Genomic DNA, 18,759 nt, shown 5'->3' on the forward strand with positions numbered 1-18,759 from the left:
ACGCCTTGCCGTCGCCGGACGCCAGCCAGGCCCAGCAGGCCTATCAGGCGCCGCAAAGCGTGATGGAGCAGCGTCTGGTCGCAATCTGGCAAGAGGTGCTGAAGCTGCCGCAAGTCGGCATCAACGACAACTTCTTTGAATTGGGCGGCGACTCGATCATCTCGATTCAGGTGGTCAGCCGCGCCCGTCAGGCCGGTATTCGCCTCAATCCCAAAGACCTGTTCCAGCACCAGACCGTGCAGCGCCTGGCGCTGGTCGCGCAACTGGGTGGCGACGAGTCGACGATTGATCAGCAAGCCGCGAGCGGTGCAGCGTTGCTGCTGCCGATCCAGCAGCAGTTCTTCGCCGACGAGATTCCTCAACGTCACCACTGGAACCAGTCGGTGCTGCTGCAACCGCGTCAGGCGCTGGACGCCGACAAGGTCGAGCAGGTGTTGCGCGCACTGGTGGCCCATCACGATGCCCTGCGCCTGAGCTTCACTCAGCGCGACGGTGTGTGGCAGGCCGAGCACCGCGCGGTCGAAGAGTCGCCGCAGAACTTGCTCTGGCAGGAAAACGTCGCCGATGCCGCCGCCCTTGAAGCCCTGGGTAACCGCGCTCAGTGCAGCCTCGACCTGCAAGACGGGCCGTTGCTGCGTGCGGTGCTGGCGAATCTGGCCGATGGCACGCAGCGCCTGCAGTTGGTGATTCACCACCTGGCGGTGGACGGCGTGTCGTGGCGGATTCTGCTGGAAGACCTGCAAAACGCTTATCAGCAACTGCTCGACGATCAGCCGTTGAGCCTGCCGTCCAGAACCAGTGCCTTCAAGGACTGGGGCGAGCACTTGCAGCGTTACGCCAACAGCCCGGCGTTGCAGGCAGAGCTGGCCTGGTGGCAGGCCAGCCTGAGCGATGTGAGTACCGATCTGCCGTGCCAGCGCGTTGACGCCAGCCAGGACAATCGTCTGGCCCGCACCGTGCAGACCCGACTCGGCGCCGAGCTGACTCGACAGCTGCTGCAAGAGGCCCCGGCGGCTTACCGCACGCAGGTCAACGATCTGCTGCTGACGGCGCTGGCGCGGGTCATTGGGCGTTGGAGCGGGCAGGCGTCGACGCTGATTCAGCTCGAAGGCCATGGTCGCGAAGAACTGTTCGACGGTGTCGATCTGACCCGCACGGTGGGCTGGTTCACCAGCCTGTTCCCGGTGCGCCTGATGCCGGCGCAAACGCTGGGCGAGTCGATCAAGCAGATCAAGGAACAACTGCGCTCGATCCCCAACAAGGGCATCGGTTTCGGCGCCTTGCGCCACCTTGGCGATGCCCAGGCACAGCAGAGCCTGCGGGCCTTGCCGAGCCCGCGCATCACCTTCAACTACCTCGGGCAGTTCGACGGCAGTTTCGCCGGTGACGAGGCTGCGCTGTTCGTGCCGTCGCCGGACAATGCCGGCCTCGATCAGAGCCCGGACGCGCCGCTGGGCAACTGGTTGACCCTCAACGGTCAGGTGTATGGCGGTGAGCTGCGGGTGGGCTGGACGTTCAGCAGCGAGCGCTTCGACGGCGCGGTGATCGAAGCCCTGGCCGAAGATTACGCCGAGGAACTGGCGGCGTTGATCAGCCATTGCCTGACCCCGGGCGTCGAAGGCCTGACCCCTTCGGACTTCCCGTTGGCCGGCCTGACGCAGGCTCAGCTCGATCAGTTCCCGCTGCCGCCGCGGCAGGTCGCCGATGTGTATCCGCTGTCGGCGATGCAGCAGGGCATGTTGTTCCACAGCCTCTACGAGCAGGCCACCGGCGATTACATCAACCAGGTCCGGCTCGATGTCGAAGGCCTCGACCCGCAACGCTTCCAGCAAGCCTGGCAAGCGGCGGTGGACAACCACGACATCCTGCGCAGCAGTTTTGTCTGGCAGGGTGAACTGGCGCGTCCGGTGCAGGTGGTGCACAAGCAACTGGACATGCCGTTCCGCGTACTCGACTGGCGCAATCGTGACGATTGTCAGAGTGATCTGAATGCACTGGCGGCTGCCGAACAGGCGCAAGGTTTCGACCTGAGCCAGGGGCCGCTATTGCGCATGGTCGTGGTGCGTCTGGACGAGCAGCGCTGCCACTTGATCTACACCAACCACCACATCCTGATGGACGGCTGGAGCAACTCGCAGTTGCTCGGCGAAGTTCTGCAGCGTTACAGCGGGGTTGCCCAGCCGCCACTGGCCGGGCGTTATCGCGATTACATCGAATGGCTGCAGCGTCAGGACGTGCAGGCCAGCGAGCGTTACTGGACCGCGCAACTGGCTGACCTGCAAGCGCCGACCCTGCTGGCGCAAGCGTTGCAGGCGCAACACGGCGATGCACCGCGCGACGGCCACGGTGAACATTTCTGCGTGCTTGATGCCGAACAGACCCGCCGTCTGGGCGAGTTCGCGCGGCAGCAGAAAGTTACCCTCAACACTCTGATTCAGGCGGCATGGTTGCTGCTGTTGCAGCGCCTGACCGGTCAGCAGTGCGTGGCGTTCGGCGCCACGGTCGCGGGGCGTCCAGCCGAGCTCAAAGGGGTCGAGCAGCAGATCGGTCTGTTCATCAACACCTTGCCAGTCATCGCCAGCCCGCACTCGCCTTCAAGCGTTGGCGAGTGGTTGCAGCGTGTGCAGGCGCAGAACCTGGCCTTGCGTGAGCATGAGCACACCCCGCTGTTCGACATTCAGCGCTGGGCGGCGCGCAATGGTGAAGCGCTGTTCGACAATATTCTGGTGTTCGAAAACTACCCGGTATCCGAAGCACTGGCGCAGGGCGCACCACAAGAACTGCGCTTCGGCGAAATCCACAATCATGAGCAGACCAACTACCCGCTGACTCTGCTGGTGCACCTGAGCGACGAGCTGTCGATGCACTTCAGCTACCAGTGCGAAAGCTTTGCCGCGCACAGCGTGGTGCAGTTGGGGGCGTACTTGCAGCGCTTGCTCGGGCAGATGAGCGAGTCGGGTGAACGTTCGCTCAGCGAGCTGAACCTGATCGAACACAGCCCGCAGGTGAACAGCGATTTCGCCACCGAGTGGTGCATCCATCAGGTCATCGCCCATCAAGTGGCGGCGACTCCGGATGCCTTGGCGGTGACCTTCGCCGATACACAACTGACCTACGCCGAACTGGACGCGCAGGCCAACCGTCTGGCGCACACGCTGATCGAGCTGGGTGTCGGCCCGGAAGTGCGAGTGGGCGTGGCGATGCCGCGCTCCGAGCAGTTGCTGGTCGCCTTGCTCGCGGTGCTCAAGGCCGGTGGCGCCTATGTGCCGCTGGACCCGGACTACCCGGCGGATCGCGTCGCTTACATGCTGGAAGACAGTCGGGCGCGGGTGCTGCTCACCGAGCAGGCTGTTGCCGCGACCCTGAGCGTGCCGGGCGATACGCAAGTGCTGCTGTTGGATCAGCTGTCGCTGAGCGGTTATCCGAGCAGCCAGCCGCAAACATCGGTCGCGCCAGACAACCTCGCTTACGTGATCTACACCTCCGGTTCTACCGGCAAACCAAAGGGCGTGGCGATTGCCCATCGCAACGTCATGGCGCTGATCGACTGGTCGGCCAAGGTCTACAGCCGCGATGACATTCAAGGCGTACTGGCCTCGACTTCGGTGTGCTTCGACCTGTCGGTGTGGGAGCTGTTTGTCACCTTGGCCAACGGTGGCTCGCTGATCATCGCGCGCAATGCACTGGAGCTGCCGCAACTGCCGGCTCGCGATCAGGTGCGCCTGATCAATACCGTGCCTTCGGCGATTGCCGCATTGCAGCGCGCCGGGCAGATTCCGCCGGGCGTGCGCATCATCAACCTGGCGGGTGAACCGCTGAAACAAGCCCTGGTGGAGGCGCTGTATCAACCGTCGACCGTCGAGCACGTCTACGACCTGTACGGCCCGTCGGAAGACACCACCTATTCGACCTGGACCCGCCGCAGTGCCGGTGGTCAGGCGCGGATCGGGCGCGCGCTCGAGCACAGCGCCAGCCATCTGCTGGATGCCGATCTGCACGCGGTGCCGCAGGGCGTTTCGGCCGAGCTGTACCTGTCCGGCGCCGGCATCACGCGCGGTTATCTGGGGCGGGCGGCGATGACCGCCGAGCGCTTCGTACCGAATCCTTTCGTCAGCAACGGCGAGCGCATGTATCGCACCGGCGACCTGATACGTGAGCGTGAAGCGGGGGAACTGGAGTACATGGGCCGCATCGACCATCAGGTAAAAATTCGCGGCTTGCGTATCGAACTGGGCGAAATCGAAGCACGACTGGTGGTGCATGCCGCCGTGCGTGAAGCGGTGGTCGTGGCCAGCGAAGTGTCGGGCAGTCAGCAACTGATTGCCTATCTGGTGCCGAGCGATACGGCGATCATCGACGCCGGTGCCGAACTACAGGCAGAACTGCAGCAAACCCTCGGCAACTGGCTGGGCGCAACCCTGCCGGATTACATGGTGCCGACCCACCGCCTGTGGCTGGCGCAGTTGCCGCTGACCCCCAACGGCAAGATCGATCGCAAGCGCCTGCCAGCACTGGAACTCAGCGCCGCGCAGTTGCATGTCGAACCGGTGAATGCCACCGAGCAGGCGTTGGTGGACATCTGGAAAGAGGTGCTGGGCCTTGAGCAGGTCAGCACCCGTGACAGTTTCTTCGCTCTGGGTGGCGACTCGATCATCTCGATTCAGGTGGTCAGCCGCGCCCGTCAGCAAGGGCTTGAGCTGAGCCCGAAAGACCTGTTCCAGCAACCGACGATTCAACAATTGGCCCTGTGCGTCCAGGCTGCCGAAGGTCGTGTGGCGCCAGTGACGGCGCTGATTGACATGCCGCTGCACGGCTTGAGCGAGGCGCAAGTCGCGCAGCTGCCACTGCCGGCTGGGCAACTGGACGGGCTCTATCGCTTGTCGCCGATGCAGCAGGGCATGATGTTCCTCGGGCTGAATTCGCCGGAATCGGATCTCTACGTCAACCAGTTGAGCGTGCCGGTGCAGGGCCTTGAGCCGCTGCGCCTGCAAGCCGCCTGGGAAACCGTCAGCCGTCGTCACGACATTCTGCGCACCGGTTTCCTCTGGCAGGACATGGCCGAGCCGCTGCAATTCGTGCTCGCCGATCCGCAGCTGCCGTTCAGTCTGCTCGACTGGCGTGAGCAGGATCATTCGGTCGAGGCCTTGCAAGGCCTGGCTGATGCCGAGCGGGCCAAGGGCTTCGACCTTGACCAGCCGCCGCTGCAACGGCTGACGCTGGTGCAAGTCAGCGAGGACAGCTATCAGCTGATCTGGACCTACCATCACATTCTGATCGACGGCTGGAGCAGTTCGCAGTTGATCGGTGAGGTGCTGAGCCAGTATTCCGGACGACCACTGGCCGAAGCGGTGCCGTACCGCGGTTACATCAATTGGCTGCAACAACAGGACGCGAATGCCAGCGAAGGCTTCTGGCGTCAGCACCTGAGCCTGCTCGACGAGCCGACCTATCTGGCGGACGCGGTGGTGCGCAGCGGCAGCGGTCGCGGTCACCAGGCGCTGTACAGCCGTTTGGGCGAAACCCGTACCGAACAGTTGAAAGCCTTCGCCCAGTCGCAGCAGGTCACCCTCAACACCTTGGTGCAGGGCGCCTGGCTGGTGCTGCTCAGCCGTTACAGCGGCCAGCGTTGCGTGGCGTTCGGCGCGACGGTGGCGGGGCGTCCGGCGAGCCTGCCGGCGTCGGAATCGATTCTCGGTCTGTTCATCAACACCTTGCCGGTGATCAAGGAAGTGCCGGGCGAGCAGGCAGTGGGCGCCTGGTTGCGCGAGTTGCAGGATTTCAACCTGGAAATGCGCGAGCGCGAGTACACCCCATTGACCGACGTCCAGCGTTGGGGCGGGCGTGCCGGGCAGTCGCTGTTCGACAGCATCATCGTGTTCGAGAACCACCCGATCGATCAGGCGCTGCGCGAGTGGCGCGATGATTCGTTGAAGTTTGGCGAGATCAATAACTCCGGCCTGACCAACTTCCCGATGGACCTGATGGTCACTCTCGAAGACGGGCTGGTGATCGAGTACATGTTCCTGCGCGAACACTTTGATCTGGCGACCGTGGAAGGCATCCGCAGCAACATGGAAGGCCTGCTCACGGCACTGGTGCAGGACGCCGGGCAGGCGCTGGGACGCATCGGTCTGCCGACCGGGCAGGTCTCGTCCGCTCAGGATCCTGTCGCGCAACCGCAGACCACGCTGGTGCACCAGCGCATTGCCGGGTGGGCCGCGCAGCGTGCCGAACAAATTGCGCTGATCTTCAATGAGCAAGCTTTCAGCTACGGTCAGATCGAAGCGCGGGCCAATCGTCTGGCACATGCGCTGATCGCCGAGGGTGTCGGTCCGGAAGTGCGGGTCGGTGTGGCCTTGCCACGCAGCGAAAACATGATTGTGGCGCTGTTGGCGGTGCTCAAGGCCGGTGGCGCCTATGTGCCGCTGGACGCGACCTATCCACGCGAGCGCTTGAGTTATCTGATGCACGATTCGGGCATCGCCTTGCTGCTCAGCGATTCGAGTTTGCGTCAGGTGTTGCCGACCCAGGCCAACCTGCATGTACTGGAACTCGATCAACTGGATCTGCGCGCTCAGCCAGAGTCGGCGCCGCAGATCGCGGTGCAGCCGGGCAACCTGGCCTACGTGATCTACACCTCCGGTTCTACCGGTCAGCCCAAAGGTGTCGGCGTGGCGCACGGGCCGCTGGCGATGCACTGCCAGGCGATCGGCCAGCGTTATGAAATGAGCGCGGTCGATTGCGAATTGCATTTCATGTCGTTCGCCTTCGACGGCGCGCACGAGCGTTGGCTGACCACCCTGACTCACGGCGCGCGTTTGCTGATCCGCGACGACAGCCTGTGGACAGCCGAACAGACCTACGACGCTCTGCATCAGCATGGTGTGACCGTGGCCGCGTTCCCGCCGGTCTACCTGCAGCAACTGGCCGAACATGCCGAACAGCACGGCAATCCGCCGCCGGTACGGATCTACTGTTTCGGCGGGGATGCGGTGCCGGTGGCGAGTTTCGAACTCGCCAAACGCGCGCTGAAACCGCAGTACATCATCAACGGCTACGGCCCGACCGAAACGGTGGTCACGCCGCTGATCTGGAAGGCCGCGGTCGACGATCAATGCGGCGCGGCCTATGCGCCGATCGGCAGCGTGGTCGGCGAGCGCAGCGGTTATGTGCTCGACAGCGACCTCAACCCGCTGCCGGCCGGCATCGCCGGTGAGTTGTACCTGGGTGGTGCGTTGGCGCGCGGTTATCTGGGGCGTGCCGGTGGCACCGCCGAACGTTTCGTCGCCAACCCGTTCAGCGCCGATGGCAGTCGTCTGTATCGCACCGGCGACCTGGTGCGCCAGCGTGCCGACGGCACCGTCGACTACCTCGGGCGGATCGACCATCAGGTGAAGATCCGTGGTTTCCGCATCGAGCTGGGTGAAATCGAAGCACGCCTCAAGCAGCAGTCGGGTGTGCGTGACGCCGCCGTGGTGGCCCGCGAGGGCGTCAGCGGCAAGCAACTGCTCGGCTATGTACTGGCCGCTGCCGACACTCCGGCCGACGGTTTGTGCGATCGTCTGCGCGAGCAACTCAAGGCCAGCCTGCCGGATTACATGGTGCCGGCGCACCTGATGTTGCTCGAACGCATGCCGCTGACGCCGAACGGCAAGCTCGACCGCAAGGCCCTGCCGAATCCGGATGCCGAACAGCGTCTGGCGTACGTTGAGCCGCGCACCGAGCTGGAAAAGGCCCTGGCGAAGATCTGGCAAGAGGTGCTGAAAATCGAACGGGTCGGGTTGACCGACAACTTCTTCGAACTGGGTGGCGATTCGATCCTCAGCCTGCAAGTGGTGGCCCGCAGCCGCGTACTCAAGGCTCAGGGCCTGAGCCTGAAACTGCGTGATCTGATGCAGAAACCGAGCATCGGCGAGCTGGTGGCCAGCGTTCAGGGCACGGCGGCAAAAGCCTCCGGGTTGCTGGCGATGAATGCCGAGATTCCGGGTGTGGCGCCGCTGTTCTGTCTCCACGCCGGCTTCGGCACGGTGTTCGACTACGAGCCGCTGGCGCGGCGCTTGAGCGGTCAACGCCAGGTGTTGGCGATTCAGTCGCGGATGCTGCTGGATCCGGCGTTCAACGACACCTCGTTGCAGCAGATGGCGAGTGATTACCTCGCGCAGATTCGTCAGAAACAGCCGCAAGGGCCGTATCACCTGCTGGGCTGGTCGCTGGGCGGTACGCTGGCGATGTTGATCGCCGCGCAACTGGAGCAGGTGGGGCAACAGGTCAAGTTTGTCGGGCTGGTCGACAGCTTTGTGCCGTCGGCGGCGGTCGACGCCGGGGCTGTGGATGACTGGCAAGCCGATCTGCGCGATTTCCTGCACGTGACGCTGCCGGTTGCCGCACCGGGCCAGTCCATCGACGGTGAAGAGACGCCGCACAACCTGCGTGCGCTGTTCAAGCGTGCCATGAGTGCTGAACGTGGGGCTTCGACCTATGTGGCGCTGGGCGCCGATGAACTGGCGCATGTGTTCAGCGTGGCGCGCCGGCTCAAACAGTTGTCGCTCCAGCTTGAGCGCTGTGCGCCGCTGACCGTCAATCCGGTGTGCTGGTGGACCTTGGGCCGGGAAGTCGAAGCACTCGAACTGGCGGCACAACTCGGTCAGCCGGGCATGGGCGGCGAATGGCTTGATTGCGGGCACTTCCAGATCCCGCGTGATGAAACTTTTCTGTCCGAGGCTGAAGAAATGCTCGGCCAGATCGTTGAATCAGTAGTCATGTCCTGAAACCTGCTGTGAAACCCAAGCAAAACCGATCGGGCGCTGATGGCGCTCGATCGCTTTGGAGATTTGAATGTCATTGAATCCTGATATCGCCGCATTTCTGCAACTGGTCGGCAACGGCCGGGCCAGTGGCAAGCGCGTCGGCATGCATGAGTTGACCCCGACCGAGGCCCGTGAACAATTCGATCAGTCATCGTTGCTGATGGACGCCGGCGGTGAAGAACTGGCCGTGGTGGATGAGCTGCAACTGCCGGTGCGTGACGGCGCACGGCTGAACGCGCGGGTCTACAGTAATCATGCGTTGCAGGCGGGCGCCGGGCGTCCGGCACTGTTGTATTTCCATGGCGGCGGCTATGTGGTCGGCAGCCTCGACTCGCATGATTCACTGTGCCGCGCGCTGGCCTCGCTGGCCGATTGTGTGGTGCTGTCGGTGGCTTACCGAGTGGCACCGGAACATCGCTTCCCGACAGCGGCCGACGACGCGCAGGATGCCTGGGACTGGCTGGTGGCGAGTGCACAGGATCTGGGCCTCGACACGGCGCGGCTGGCGATTGCCGGTGACAGCGTCGGTGGCAGTCTGGCCACGGTGCTGGCTGCGCAACTGACGGATGGCGCTGTGCAGCCGCGCTTGCAGGTGCTGATTTATCCAGTCACCGATGCCAGTCGCAGCACGCCTTCGATCGAGCGTTTTGCCGAAGGCTATCTGCTGGAGAAGGCTTCGCTGCAGTGGTTCTACGAGCACTATCAGCGTGATGCCGGCGATCGTCTCGATCCACGTTTTTCGCCGTTGCTCGGTGAAGTCCCGGCCAATGTCGCGCCGGTGCTGATGGTGTTGGCCGAGTGTGATCCGTTGCACGATGAGGGCGTGGCGTATGCCCGGCATTTGCAGGCGGCGGGGGTTGCGGTGGAGCTGAAGGTTTATGAGGGGATGACCCACGACTTCATGCGCATGGGGGCGATTGTTGATGAGGCTGAAGAGGCGCTGGAGTTGATTGCTGGGCGCTTGGTAGAGGTGTTTGCTTTGGCTTGACGGGGTAGGGGGGGAATATCCGTTGCTGCGGTAACGGCCACTTAGGGTTCCGCCCTGACGGCGGGTCACTTTTGGCAAACGTACGCCCCAACAGTAACCAAAAGGTCTGTGCCCTGACGTTCGGCCCTCGCTTAGGCTCGGGTTCCTTCGCTCCGGGATTCATCCGGGGGCAGCGCCTACGGTTTGCTTCGCTGCACCTCCTCTCGCTGTGTTTGGCTGCGCCAAACGGTCGCTGCGCTCCCACCCCCGGATAAACCCCTCCACTCAGCCTTCCGACGGGCCCTGAGATCAAAAGCTTTACTCGAGCTAACGCTCATCGTGTTGAGTGGCGGAAAAGCGTGCGCTCGGCTTTTGCTTTTCTGTAGGAGCCAGCCTGCTGGCGATGGCGGCCTGACAGCCGACCAATTTCCAACTGAACACACCCGATCCCACGCAGGAGCTGCCGAAGGCTGCGATCTTTTGATCTGCTTTGGCTTTGGCTTTGGCTTTGGCTTTGGCTTTGGCTTCGGCTCTTGATGTGGCTTTTGATCTTCAGCCCCTTCGGCAGGCCGAGCGTAGGTGTCCATCCGGGGGTTAGGCGCGCAGCGCCATGCGGCGCAGCCGCATACATCGAGAGGAGGTGCAGCGAAGCAAACCGGAGGCGATGCCCCCGGATGGACACCGTAGCGAGGGAACACTGAGCCTCAGCGAAGTGCCGTACGCCGGGGCAAAGCCTTTTGGGTTACCTTTTCGGCGTCTGGAAAAGGTGACTCGCTGTAAGAGCGAAACCGCCAGCAGCAGCACCCGAAGCAACGGATATTCACCCAAAACCCAAAACCCCAAGAGCCTGGTCGGCCCAAAGGCCGCCAAGCCCCCCAAAAAAACGCCGGCAAATGCCGGCGTTTGTCGAGCGCTGAGCGGGGGTTACCAGTTATAGGTCACGTCAGCAGTCATGGTGCGGCCTTCGCCGTAGTAGCAGTCGAGGGTGCCGTTGCACGCGGCCACGTATTTCTCGTCGGTGAGGTTTTGCAGGTTGGCTTGCAGTTTCACGCCTTTGACGTGCAGCGGCGATTTTTCCAGGTCGTAGGAGACCATGGCGTCATACACCGTGTAGGACGGGATCTGGAACGAGTCCGACTCGTAGTCCGAACCGTAGCTGCTGCGCACGTAGCGGGCGCCCAGCCCCATGCCGAAACCGGCGAGGGCGGTGGAGATGTCGAAGTCGTAGTTGACCCACGCGGAGGCGGTCAGTGGCGGACGCATGGCCAGGGTGCGACCTTCGCGACCGTCGTTGTCTTTCTCCCACTTGGTCTGGTTACGCGACACTGCCGCCAGCACGCGCAGGTTGCGGGTGACGTTGACCTTGCCTTCCAGCTCGATACCGCGCGAACGCACGGAGCCGCTCTGGGTGCTGAAGCCCGGGTTGGCGAGGTCGGAGGTCAGCATGTTGTCCTGGTCGATCTGGTACGCCGACAGCTGGATGAAACCGTCGATGGACTTCGGCTCGTACTTGACGCCGACTTCGTACTGCTTGCCGGAGGTCGGTTCGAAGGCGCTGCCGCTCATGTCGGTACCGGTTTGCGGCAGGAACGATTCGGCGTAGCTGACGTACGGCGTGATGCCGTTTTCGAACTCGTAGCCCAGGCCGGCACGACCGGTGAACTTCTCGTCTTTCTGGTTGCTGTGGCCGCCGCTCAGCGGTTGCTTGTTGTCGGTTTCGGCGAAGTCATACCGACCGCCGAGGGTCAGGAACCACTGGTTCCAGCGCAACTGATCCTGAGCGTACAGGCCGGTCTGGGTGATGGTGTTGTCCCATTTGTACGGCTGGCGGAAATTGATCTGGCTGCCATACACCGGGTTGTACAGGTCCAGACCTGGAGCGGTGCGGTCATACAGGCCGAGGAATTTCGAGTTGAAGTGGTAGTAGTCCACGCCCAGCAGCACGGTGTGTTCGACGTCTGCGGTGTTGAACTTGGCCTGGGCGATGTTATCGATGCCGTAGACCTTGTTGTGCTGCGACCAATCCACTGCATAACGGCTCTGGTAGCTGCCGTCGTTGAGGCCGGTGACCGGGTTGGTCGGGAACGAATAACCGTGCAGCGGCGCCACGTACTGGTCGTTGACGTCGGCGTATCGGGCGTTCTGTTTCAGGGTCCAGACGTCGTTGAGTTCGTGGGCGATCTCGTAACCGACGACGAACTGCTCGCGGTGGTACTTGTTCACGTCCGGCTCGCCGAGGAACAGGCTGCGGCTGATGCGCCCGGCCTGGCTGCGATGCACGGTGCCGTTGGCGGGCAGGCCCTGGGCTTCCGGTACGTCGTGGTCTTTCTGGTACTGACCGAACACGGTGATGGTGGTCTGGTCGTTGGGCAGCCAGGTCAGGCTTGGCGCCAGCAGCATGCGGTTCTGGCTGGCGTAGTCGATGGCCGAGCCGCTGTCGTTGACCACACCGGTCAGGCGATAGAGGAATTCGCCCTGGTCGTCGATCGGGCCGCCGAGGTCGAAGGCACCGTACTTGCGGTCATAGCTGCCGCCACCGAGCTTCACTTCGTGCAGCGGGGTGGCGGTCGGACGCTTGCTGACCATGTTGACGATACCGCCCGGCTGGTTCTGGCCGTACAGCACCGAGGCCGGGCCCTTGAGCACTTCGACGCGCTCCAGGGTGTACGGGTCGATCTGCAGCGAGCCGCCGGTGCTGCCGCCGCCGTAAGGCATGTGCAGGCCGTCGAGGTACAGCGGAGTAGGGGAGAAGCCACGGGAAGTCGGTTCGTCGAAGATCTTCACCCGGTCCGAGAAACCGCCGCCGGTCATGCCTGGCGTGTATTGCAGGGCCTCGGTGACTGTCTTCGAGCCGCGCATCTTGATTTCGTCCTGGGTGACGACGTTGATGGTCTGCGGAATTTCCTTGAGCGACGAGTCGGTCTTCGAACCAGTGGCGCTGCGCTTGGCGACGATCCCGTCTACCGGGCCCCAGGCCGATTCCGCGGTGGCGGAAATGTTGGTCGGTGCCAGATCGAGGCTGGCACCGCCGCTGCTGCGCGAACGCAAGGCGACGTTATTGCCTTCGACGCTGTAGGCGATGTTCGTACCTTGCAGCAGTTGCGCGATGGCGGCGGTCGGTTCCAGGTTACCGTTGACGGCGCTGCTGCGCAGGCCACTCACTTCATCCGGGCTGTAAAGTACCTGAAGGTTGGTCTGGCGACCGAATTCCTGCAACGCGCTCCCCAGCGACTGTGCAGGAATATTGATCGCCACGGCGGCGGCCTGGGCCTGGCCGATCATCGGCACGGTCAGGGCCATGGCGCAGAACGCTGGCAAGGTGCAACGGAAGGAGCGGCGGATCAGCAGGGCCTTGGCGAGCGGGTGGAGTCCGTGCGGTGCGGGCATTGTTCTTCTACTCTTCAAAGTGTTGACTGAGAACTATTTCTATTAACTGTTAGTAAGACGTTGAGCCTTCCGAAAACCGGAAAGCTCAACGCATTTTTTTTAAAGATTTTTCACAGTCAGGCGGGTTGCAGCTCAGTGACCACTTTGCCGGCGCTCATGCGCACCAGTTGGTCGGCGACATCGAAGTAACGATCGTCGTGGGAAATGACGATGATGGTCTTGCCCAGACGTTTCAGGTCCGGCAGCAACTCGGTGTAGAAAATGCGGCGGAAGGTCGGGTCCTGGTCGGCAGCCCACTCGTCGAACACCAGCACCGGACGCTCTTCGAGCCAGGCATTGATCAGGGCCAGACGCTTGCGCTGGCCGGTGGACAGGTCGGTGGTGGTGAACGAGCCGTCACGCACGCTGACCTTGTGCGCAATTTCCAGGCGCTCCAGGTATTTGTTGGCGTCTTCCGGGATATGGGTATCGCCCTGGACCACATCGTCGAACAGGTAGTAGTCGGCGAAGATCGTGGTGAACAATTGGCGGTAATCGTCGCGGTTGCTGGCGTCGACGATCTGCTGGTTGAGGCGGATCTCGCCTTGCTGTGGCGCGTACAGGCCCAGCAGCAACTTGATCAGCGTGGTCTTGCCACAGCCGTTTTCGCCGACGATGAAAATGATGTCGCCCTGTTCGATTTTCAGGTTCACCGGCCCCAGCCGGAACGGCCGGGCACCGGCCACGGTCGGGAAGCTGTACGAGACATCGGTCAGTTCCAGGCTGTGCACCGGGGTCTTTTGGTGGCCCTGGTCGCTGAGCAGCAGGTGCGGCTCGGGCGAGGAAAACTGCTCGGACAGGTCGGCGATACGGCGGAACGCGATCTGCGCGCGGCTGACGATCGGCAAGGTGCCGATGATGTGTTCCAGCGGTCCTTTCATGTACAGCAGCACCAGCACGAAGCCGCTCATCACCGCTTTGTCAGCGCTCGGCCACAGCGATTGCAGGCCCAGCGCCAGGCCGATCACCACGAAGAACAGCATCGACCCCAAGGTCTTGGCGACCACGAAAATGTTCACCGAACGTACCTGCGTATCGCAGATCTTGTCGGCCGTGCCTTCGATGCCCGAGACGAACATGCGATGCCGGCGCGGGCGGTGGATGCGCAGTTCCTTGGCGCCCTCGGCGACTGCGTGGTAGTGCTTCTGCAACTCGTCTTCGTAATCCCGGGCCTTGAGAAAGCCCTGCATGCCGCGCCCGCGCGCGATGTACTGAATGACCGTGCCGATCAGGATCGCCACCGCCATCATCAGGAACATCGGCCACGACAGCATCGCCAGGTAGCCCATGCAACCGAGGGTGACCGTCAGGGAAATTGCCAGCGGCGCAAAGGCGAAAGCGAAGTCGCTGATGGTGTCGACGTCGTGGGTCAGCACTGGAATCAGGCGATGGCTGCGATAGCGCTCGATCTGTTCGATCGGCGCCGAGAGGACTTTTTCGCCCAGCTCTTTGCGCAGCCTGGCGATGATGTGCTGGCCGACGAAATTGGTGCCGATGTCGGAAAAAATCGAGCTGGTCAGCGCCAGCAGGCACAGGCCGGCGAACACCGCGACCATGGTGCTGGTCAGTGCGCCCTCGGTGTGCAGTACATTGTTGATGGTCGCCAGCAGCGCGGTGACGCTCAGGCCGCCGACCATGCCGAGCAGGATCGAAACGCTGACGATCAGTCGAAAGGGTTTGAGCAGGGCGAACAATTCATTGATCACCCCGCGTGTTGGTTTGCTCATGGAGGTTCCCTGCTTGAAGGCGTGGCGAAAACCGGCACTGCTCGTGGGGTTCGCCTGGATGACGTAGAGGGCGGTGGGCGCGCCATAGCGGATCGCGCCCACCTGTAAAACGACTGGCAGGACGGCTAATTTAGCCGGGCGATGGCCTTACAGATCGCGGGCGACCCGCAAGCCGATCCAGTCGCCACGGGTGTCGGTGTAGGTGGCGTTGCGGTTGCCCGAGCGCGAGAACACCGGTGCCTCGCCCCAGTCGTTGCCACGGATGCGCCGCACTTCGCACTTGCCGCTCAGCCAGGCACTGCCATCGCTTGGCGCGCCTACGTAGTTCTCGTTGTAGCAATCGGCGGTCCACTCATAAATATTGCCGTGCATGTCGTAGACGCCGAAGGCGTTGGCCGGAAAACTGCCGGCCGGGGCGGTGAAGTTGTAGCCATCGGCGGCGCCGTAGGTGTTGGCGTGTTTGGCGATGCTGTATTCCTTGCCTTCGTCGAACGGGAAGGGGAAGGGTCCCGTGCTGCCGGCGCGTGCGGCGTATTCACGCAAGGACTCGCTGACCAGTCGATAGGGCTGGCCGGTCTTTTTCGACAGCCAGGCCACATAGGCCTCGACTTCCGGGAAGTCCATGCACACCGCTGGATGCTTGTCGGTGTACTGTTTGCGCGGGTCGCTGCCCTGATAGTCCGGGATGCCCGCCTTACATGCGCGACCGGGGCGAGTGTCGCCGTCGGGCATTTTGTAGCCGCTGTCCTTGAGGTAGGCGTCCCACTCGCCGCGCAGTATCTGGAAACGGCTGATCGCCAGCGGTTTGGCAAACGTCACCGGGTGCCTCGGTCCCTCATCCGGCTCGCGGCCGACCTCATCGTCCGGGGTGCCCATGGTGAACGTGCCGGTGGGCAGCACGACCATTTCCGGGCAGTCCTTGCAGTCCTTGAACACCCTGCCCGGCGCAGGCGGGGTGGCAGCATGGGCAGCGCCAGGCAGCAGGCCGGCGGCGAGGGTGGTGAGCATCAGCGCCGGCAGCGCCTTCAAGGAAAATCGACGCAGTTCACTGTTCATTGCGAGTCTCGCTAAAAGGAAAAAGGGATCGCCCGGGTTCAAAGGGCCTGGTCGAGTACCGCCAGCAAGCGATCGATTTGCTGTTCGTCGTTGAGCAGCCCCGGTGCGGTGCGGATTACCGGGCCGACGTCGCGGTGCACCGCATCGGCCACCACGCGGTTGGCCATCAGGTGCGCAGCGATCTTGTCGCTGTCCTTGCCCTTGACCCGGAAGAAGGTGAAACCGGCGGACAGCTCGGGGCTCAGTGGCGTGACCAGTTCGATCTGCGGACGCTGCTGCAGGTGTTGTTTCAGGTAGCTGTTGAGCGCGTGGATGCGTGCCTCGACCTCGGCCTTGCCCAAGTCAAGATGCAATTTGAACGCTTCGTCCAGCGCCCAGCGGTGCTCGAACGAGTGGTAGCCGCCGGGCGTCATGGTGGTGGAAAACGCCGTGGCTTCGGAGAACGTCGGAATGATCGGGGTGACGTACCTGACCTCGGCGAAGCGGCTGCAGACGATGCCGGTGCCGCGAGGGCCGAACATCCACTTGTGGGTGCCGGCGATGAAAAAGTCACAGTTCATCTGCGCGAAGCTCAGGTTGTCCACGCCGAAGCCATGAACCCCGTCGACCACGTAAACGATGCGGTCGGCGTCGCTGCGACCGCGGTTGTGCTTGTCGACGATGGCGCCGATCTCACCGATGGGCAGTTTCACGCCGCTGCCCGAATGCACCCAGCACATGCCCAGAACGCGGGTTTGCGGGCGAATGGCGCTGTCGATGGCGGCGAGGATTTCGGCTTTGCTGGCGCTGTACGGTTCCTTGAACAGAGGAATCTTGCGCACCCGCGTGCCGTCGCGTTCGGTACGCAGGGCGAGGATGGTGTGGGTGGCGTAGTGCTCGTGCACGGTGGTGAGAATTTCCTGATCGGGGCGCACGTGCACTCCGCCGTAGATCATCGCCAGACCTTCGGTGGTGCTGCCGGTCAGGGCGATCTGTCTGGCATCGGCTTGCAGGTAGCGACCGGCCCAGACGCGGACGTTCTCCTCGCGCTGTTCGATCACACCGAGGTCCCAATCCATGGCCAGGCCGGGATTTTTGTCGAGGGCGGCGCGGTGCCGTGCAATCGCTTCGCGCACCGGCCTGGGGTGCGAGGTGATCAGGAAATTGGAGAAGTGCAGATACGCCGGATCCTGATCGAACAGCTGCTGCAGCTGCGCCCACTTGTTACCGGTCACGGGCGCGGCGCTCGCTGCACCGGCGACATTCGGCAGACTCGCGCCCAGTGGCAGTGCCGCGGCAAGAATCCCGGCCTGCTTCAAGAACTCACGACGATTGCTCATGGCTTGGCGGTGCCCGGCGCGGCGGCCAAGGCCGGTTTCGCGGCTTTCTCGACCTGATCCCAGACCCGCAGGAAGTTGCCGCCCCAGAGTTTGGCGATGTCGGCGTCCGAGTAGCCGCGCGAGATCAATTCGGCGGTGACGTTACGGATTTCGCCGACGTTCTCGAAGCCTTTGACGCCGCCACCTTCGTTGAAGTCGGAGCTGATGCCGACATGGTCGATGCCGATCTTGCGCACGGCGTAATCGATGGCATCGCCCAGGTCCTTGAGGCTGGCTTTCGGCTCGCCTTCGAGAATCCCGTACAGGCGACTGGCGTACTGGCCGAACTTCTGCTCGGACCACGCCGCGATGATCGGGTCGCCCGGCATCAGCGCCATTGCCAGGTTCGGCAGGGGCGGCAGGTCGAAGTCCTTGCGCATCTCGTTGAGCTTGTCCTGGGTTTGCTGGGTGAGCGGACGCAGGTACTGCGAGAACGCGACGATCTGCACCACGCCGCCGCTGTTTTTGATCAGCTGCATTTCCTTGTCGCTGAGGTTGCGCGGGATGTCGACCATCGCACGCGGCGCCGAATGCGAGGCCACCAGCGGGGTGCGACTCAGCTGTGCGACTTGCTCGAGGGCCTTGGTCGACATTTGCGAGACGTCGATGATCACGCCCAGGTCGTTGAGGCGCTTGACCGCTTGTTTGCCCAGATCCGAGAGGCCGTCGAGGGCGTCCGGCGAGTCATTGAGAAATGGCAGCGGCCGCGACGAATCCGCCCAGTCGTTGTTGCCGATGTAGCTGAAACCGAACATGCGCATGCCGCGCGCCGTCCACAGGTCCAGCAGGTTCAGATCATGGCCCAGCGGATAGGCGTTGAGCATGCTGATGAAAATCGCGAATTTGCCTTCACCGTGCAAGCGCCGGAAATCGTCCGGGGTGTAGGCGATGGCGACCTGATTGGGGTAGTCGCGGACCATGCCGGAGATGATCTTGAAACGGATTTCCTGCTGGTTGCGCGCCTCGTCGACGAAGCCGGGCGTCGGCTTGTGCGGGGCGTTCGGGCCGTTCCACATTTCCGGCCAGCCGAAGATGGTCAGCGCAGCGCCTGACAGGCGCCCACGGTTGGCCTTGGCCAGGTCGAACTGACCGTCGCCGTCCTTGTCGGCTTCGTGACCGTCGGTGCCGAAATTTTGCGTCAGGCTGACATGGCTGTCGAAGGAGAGCATGCGTTCGTGCAGCTCATCGGCCTGCTTCATGACTTTGACCGGGTAGCCGAGGTCGCCCTTGAACCAGTGGTGCCAAACGGCAAAGCCTGCGCCGGCGCTGATCGCCAGGGCCAACGGCAGGCCGATGAATAGAGCCTTTTTCGAACGTGGTTTTGTCATTGCCATCTCAGTCAGGTTCGCCATCGAGGTGCAGGCGCGGGGGCCTTCGCTATCTGGGAAGAACGAGTGATTGGCCGCAAAATTTAAGCC

The 18,759-nt window shown here is 63.0% G+C and carries 7 protein-coding genes (1 of these 7 cut by a window edge); 2 read left to right on the plus strand and 5 right to left on the minus strand.

Annotated features, from left to right (window positions below; genetic code table 11):
- A protein-coding gene (locus QMK55_RS23025; protein ID WP_320330019.1) for a non-ribosomal peptide synthase/polyketide synthase crosses the window boundary here: on the plus strand, positions 1–8,768 show its 3' portion. Its footprint begins 6,229 nt before the window's first position; the window shows 8,768 of its 14,997 coding nt (coding positions 6,230–14,997); its start codon lies beyond the left edge, outside the window; its stop codon occupies positions 8,766–8,768.
- Positions 8,769–8,835: 67 nt separating this feature from the next.
- Positions 8,836–9,795 carry an alpha/beta hydrolase gene (locus QMK55_RS23030; RefSeq protein WP_102358289.1) on the plus strand — a complete coding sequence of 320 codons (960 nt, stop codon included), beginning with the start codon at positions 8,836–8,838 and terminating at the stop codon, positions 9,793–9,795.
- Between the two features lie 903 nt (positions 9,796–10,698).
- Here QMK55_RS23030 and QMK55_RS23035 read toward each other — a convergent pair.
- The 5 genes from QMK55_RS23035 to pvdM form a co-directional block, all read right to left on the minus strand.
- On the minus strand, positions 10,699–13,161 hold the full coding sequence (locus tag QMK55_RS23035) for a TonB-dependent siderophore receptor (protein ID WP_320330020.1): 2,463 nt from the start codon (positions 13,159–13,161) through the stop codon (positions 10,699–10,701).
- A gap of 116 nt (positions 13,162–13,277) precedes the next feature.
- A complete protein-coding gene (locus tag QMK55_RS23040) occupies positions 13,278–14,927 on the minus strand; it encodes a cyclic peptide export ABC transporter (protein WP_320330021.1) in 1,650 nt (549 codons plus the stop codon).
- Between the two features lie 147 nt (positions 14,928–15,074).
- Positions 15,075–15,983 carry a formylglycine-generating enzyme family protein gene (locus QMK55_RS23045; RefSeq protein ID WP_102355744.1) on the minus strand — a complete coding sequence of 303 codons (909 nt, stop codon included), beginning with the start codon at positions 15,981–15,983 and terminating at the stop codon, positions 15,075–15,077.
- A gap of 38 nt (positions 15,984–16,021) precedes the next feature.
- A complete protein-coding gene (locus QMK55_RS23050) occupies positions 16,022–17,302 on the minus strand; it encodes an aminotransferase class V-fold PLP-dependent enzyme (RefSeq protein ID WP_320330022.1) in 1,281 nt (426 codons plus the stop codon).
- Positions 17,299–18,669, minus strand: a complete 1,371-nt coding sequence (pvdM, locus tag QMK55_RS23055; RefSeq protein ID WP_102355746.1) for a pyoverdine-tailoring dipeptidase-like protein PvdM — start codon at positions 18,667–18,669, stop codon at positions 17,299–17,301. Before pvdM ends, QMK55_RS23050 begins: the two co-directional genes overlap by 4 nt.
- Between the last annotated feature and the right edge of the window lie 90 nt (positions 18,670–18,759).

It is taken from the genome of Pseudomonas sp. P8_229 (assembly GCF_034008635.1).
Taxonomy (GTDB): Bacteria; Pseudomonadota; Gammaproteobacteria; order Pseudomonadales; family Pseudomonadaceae; genus Aquipseudomonas.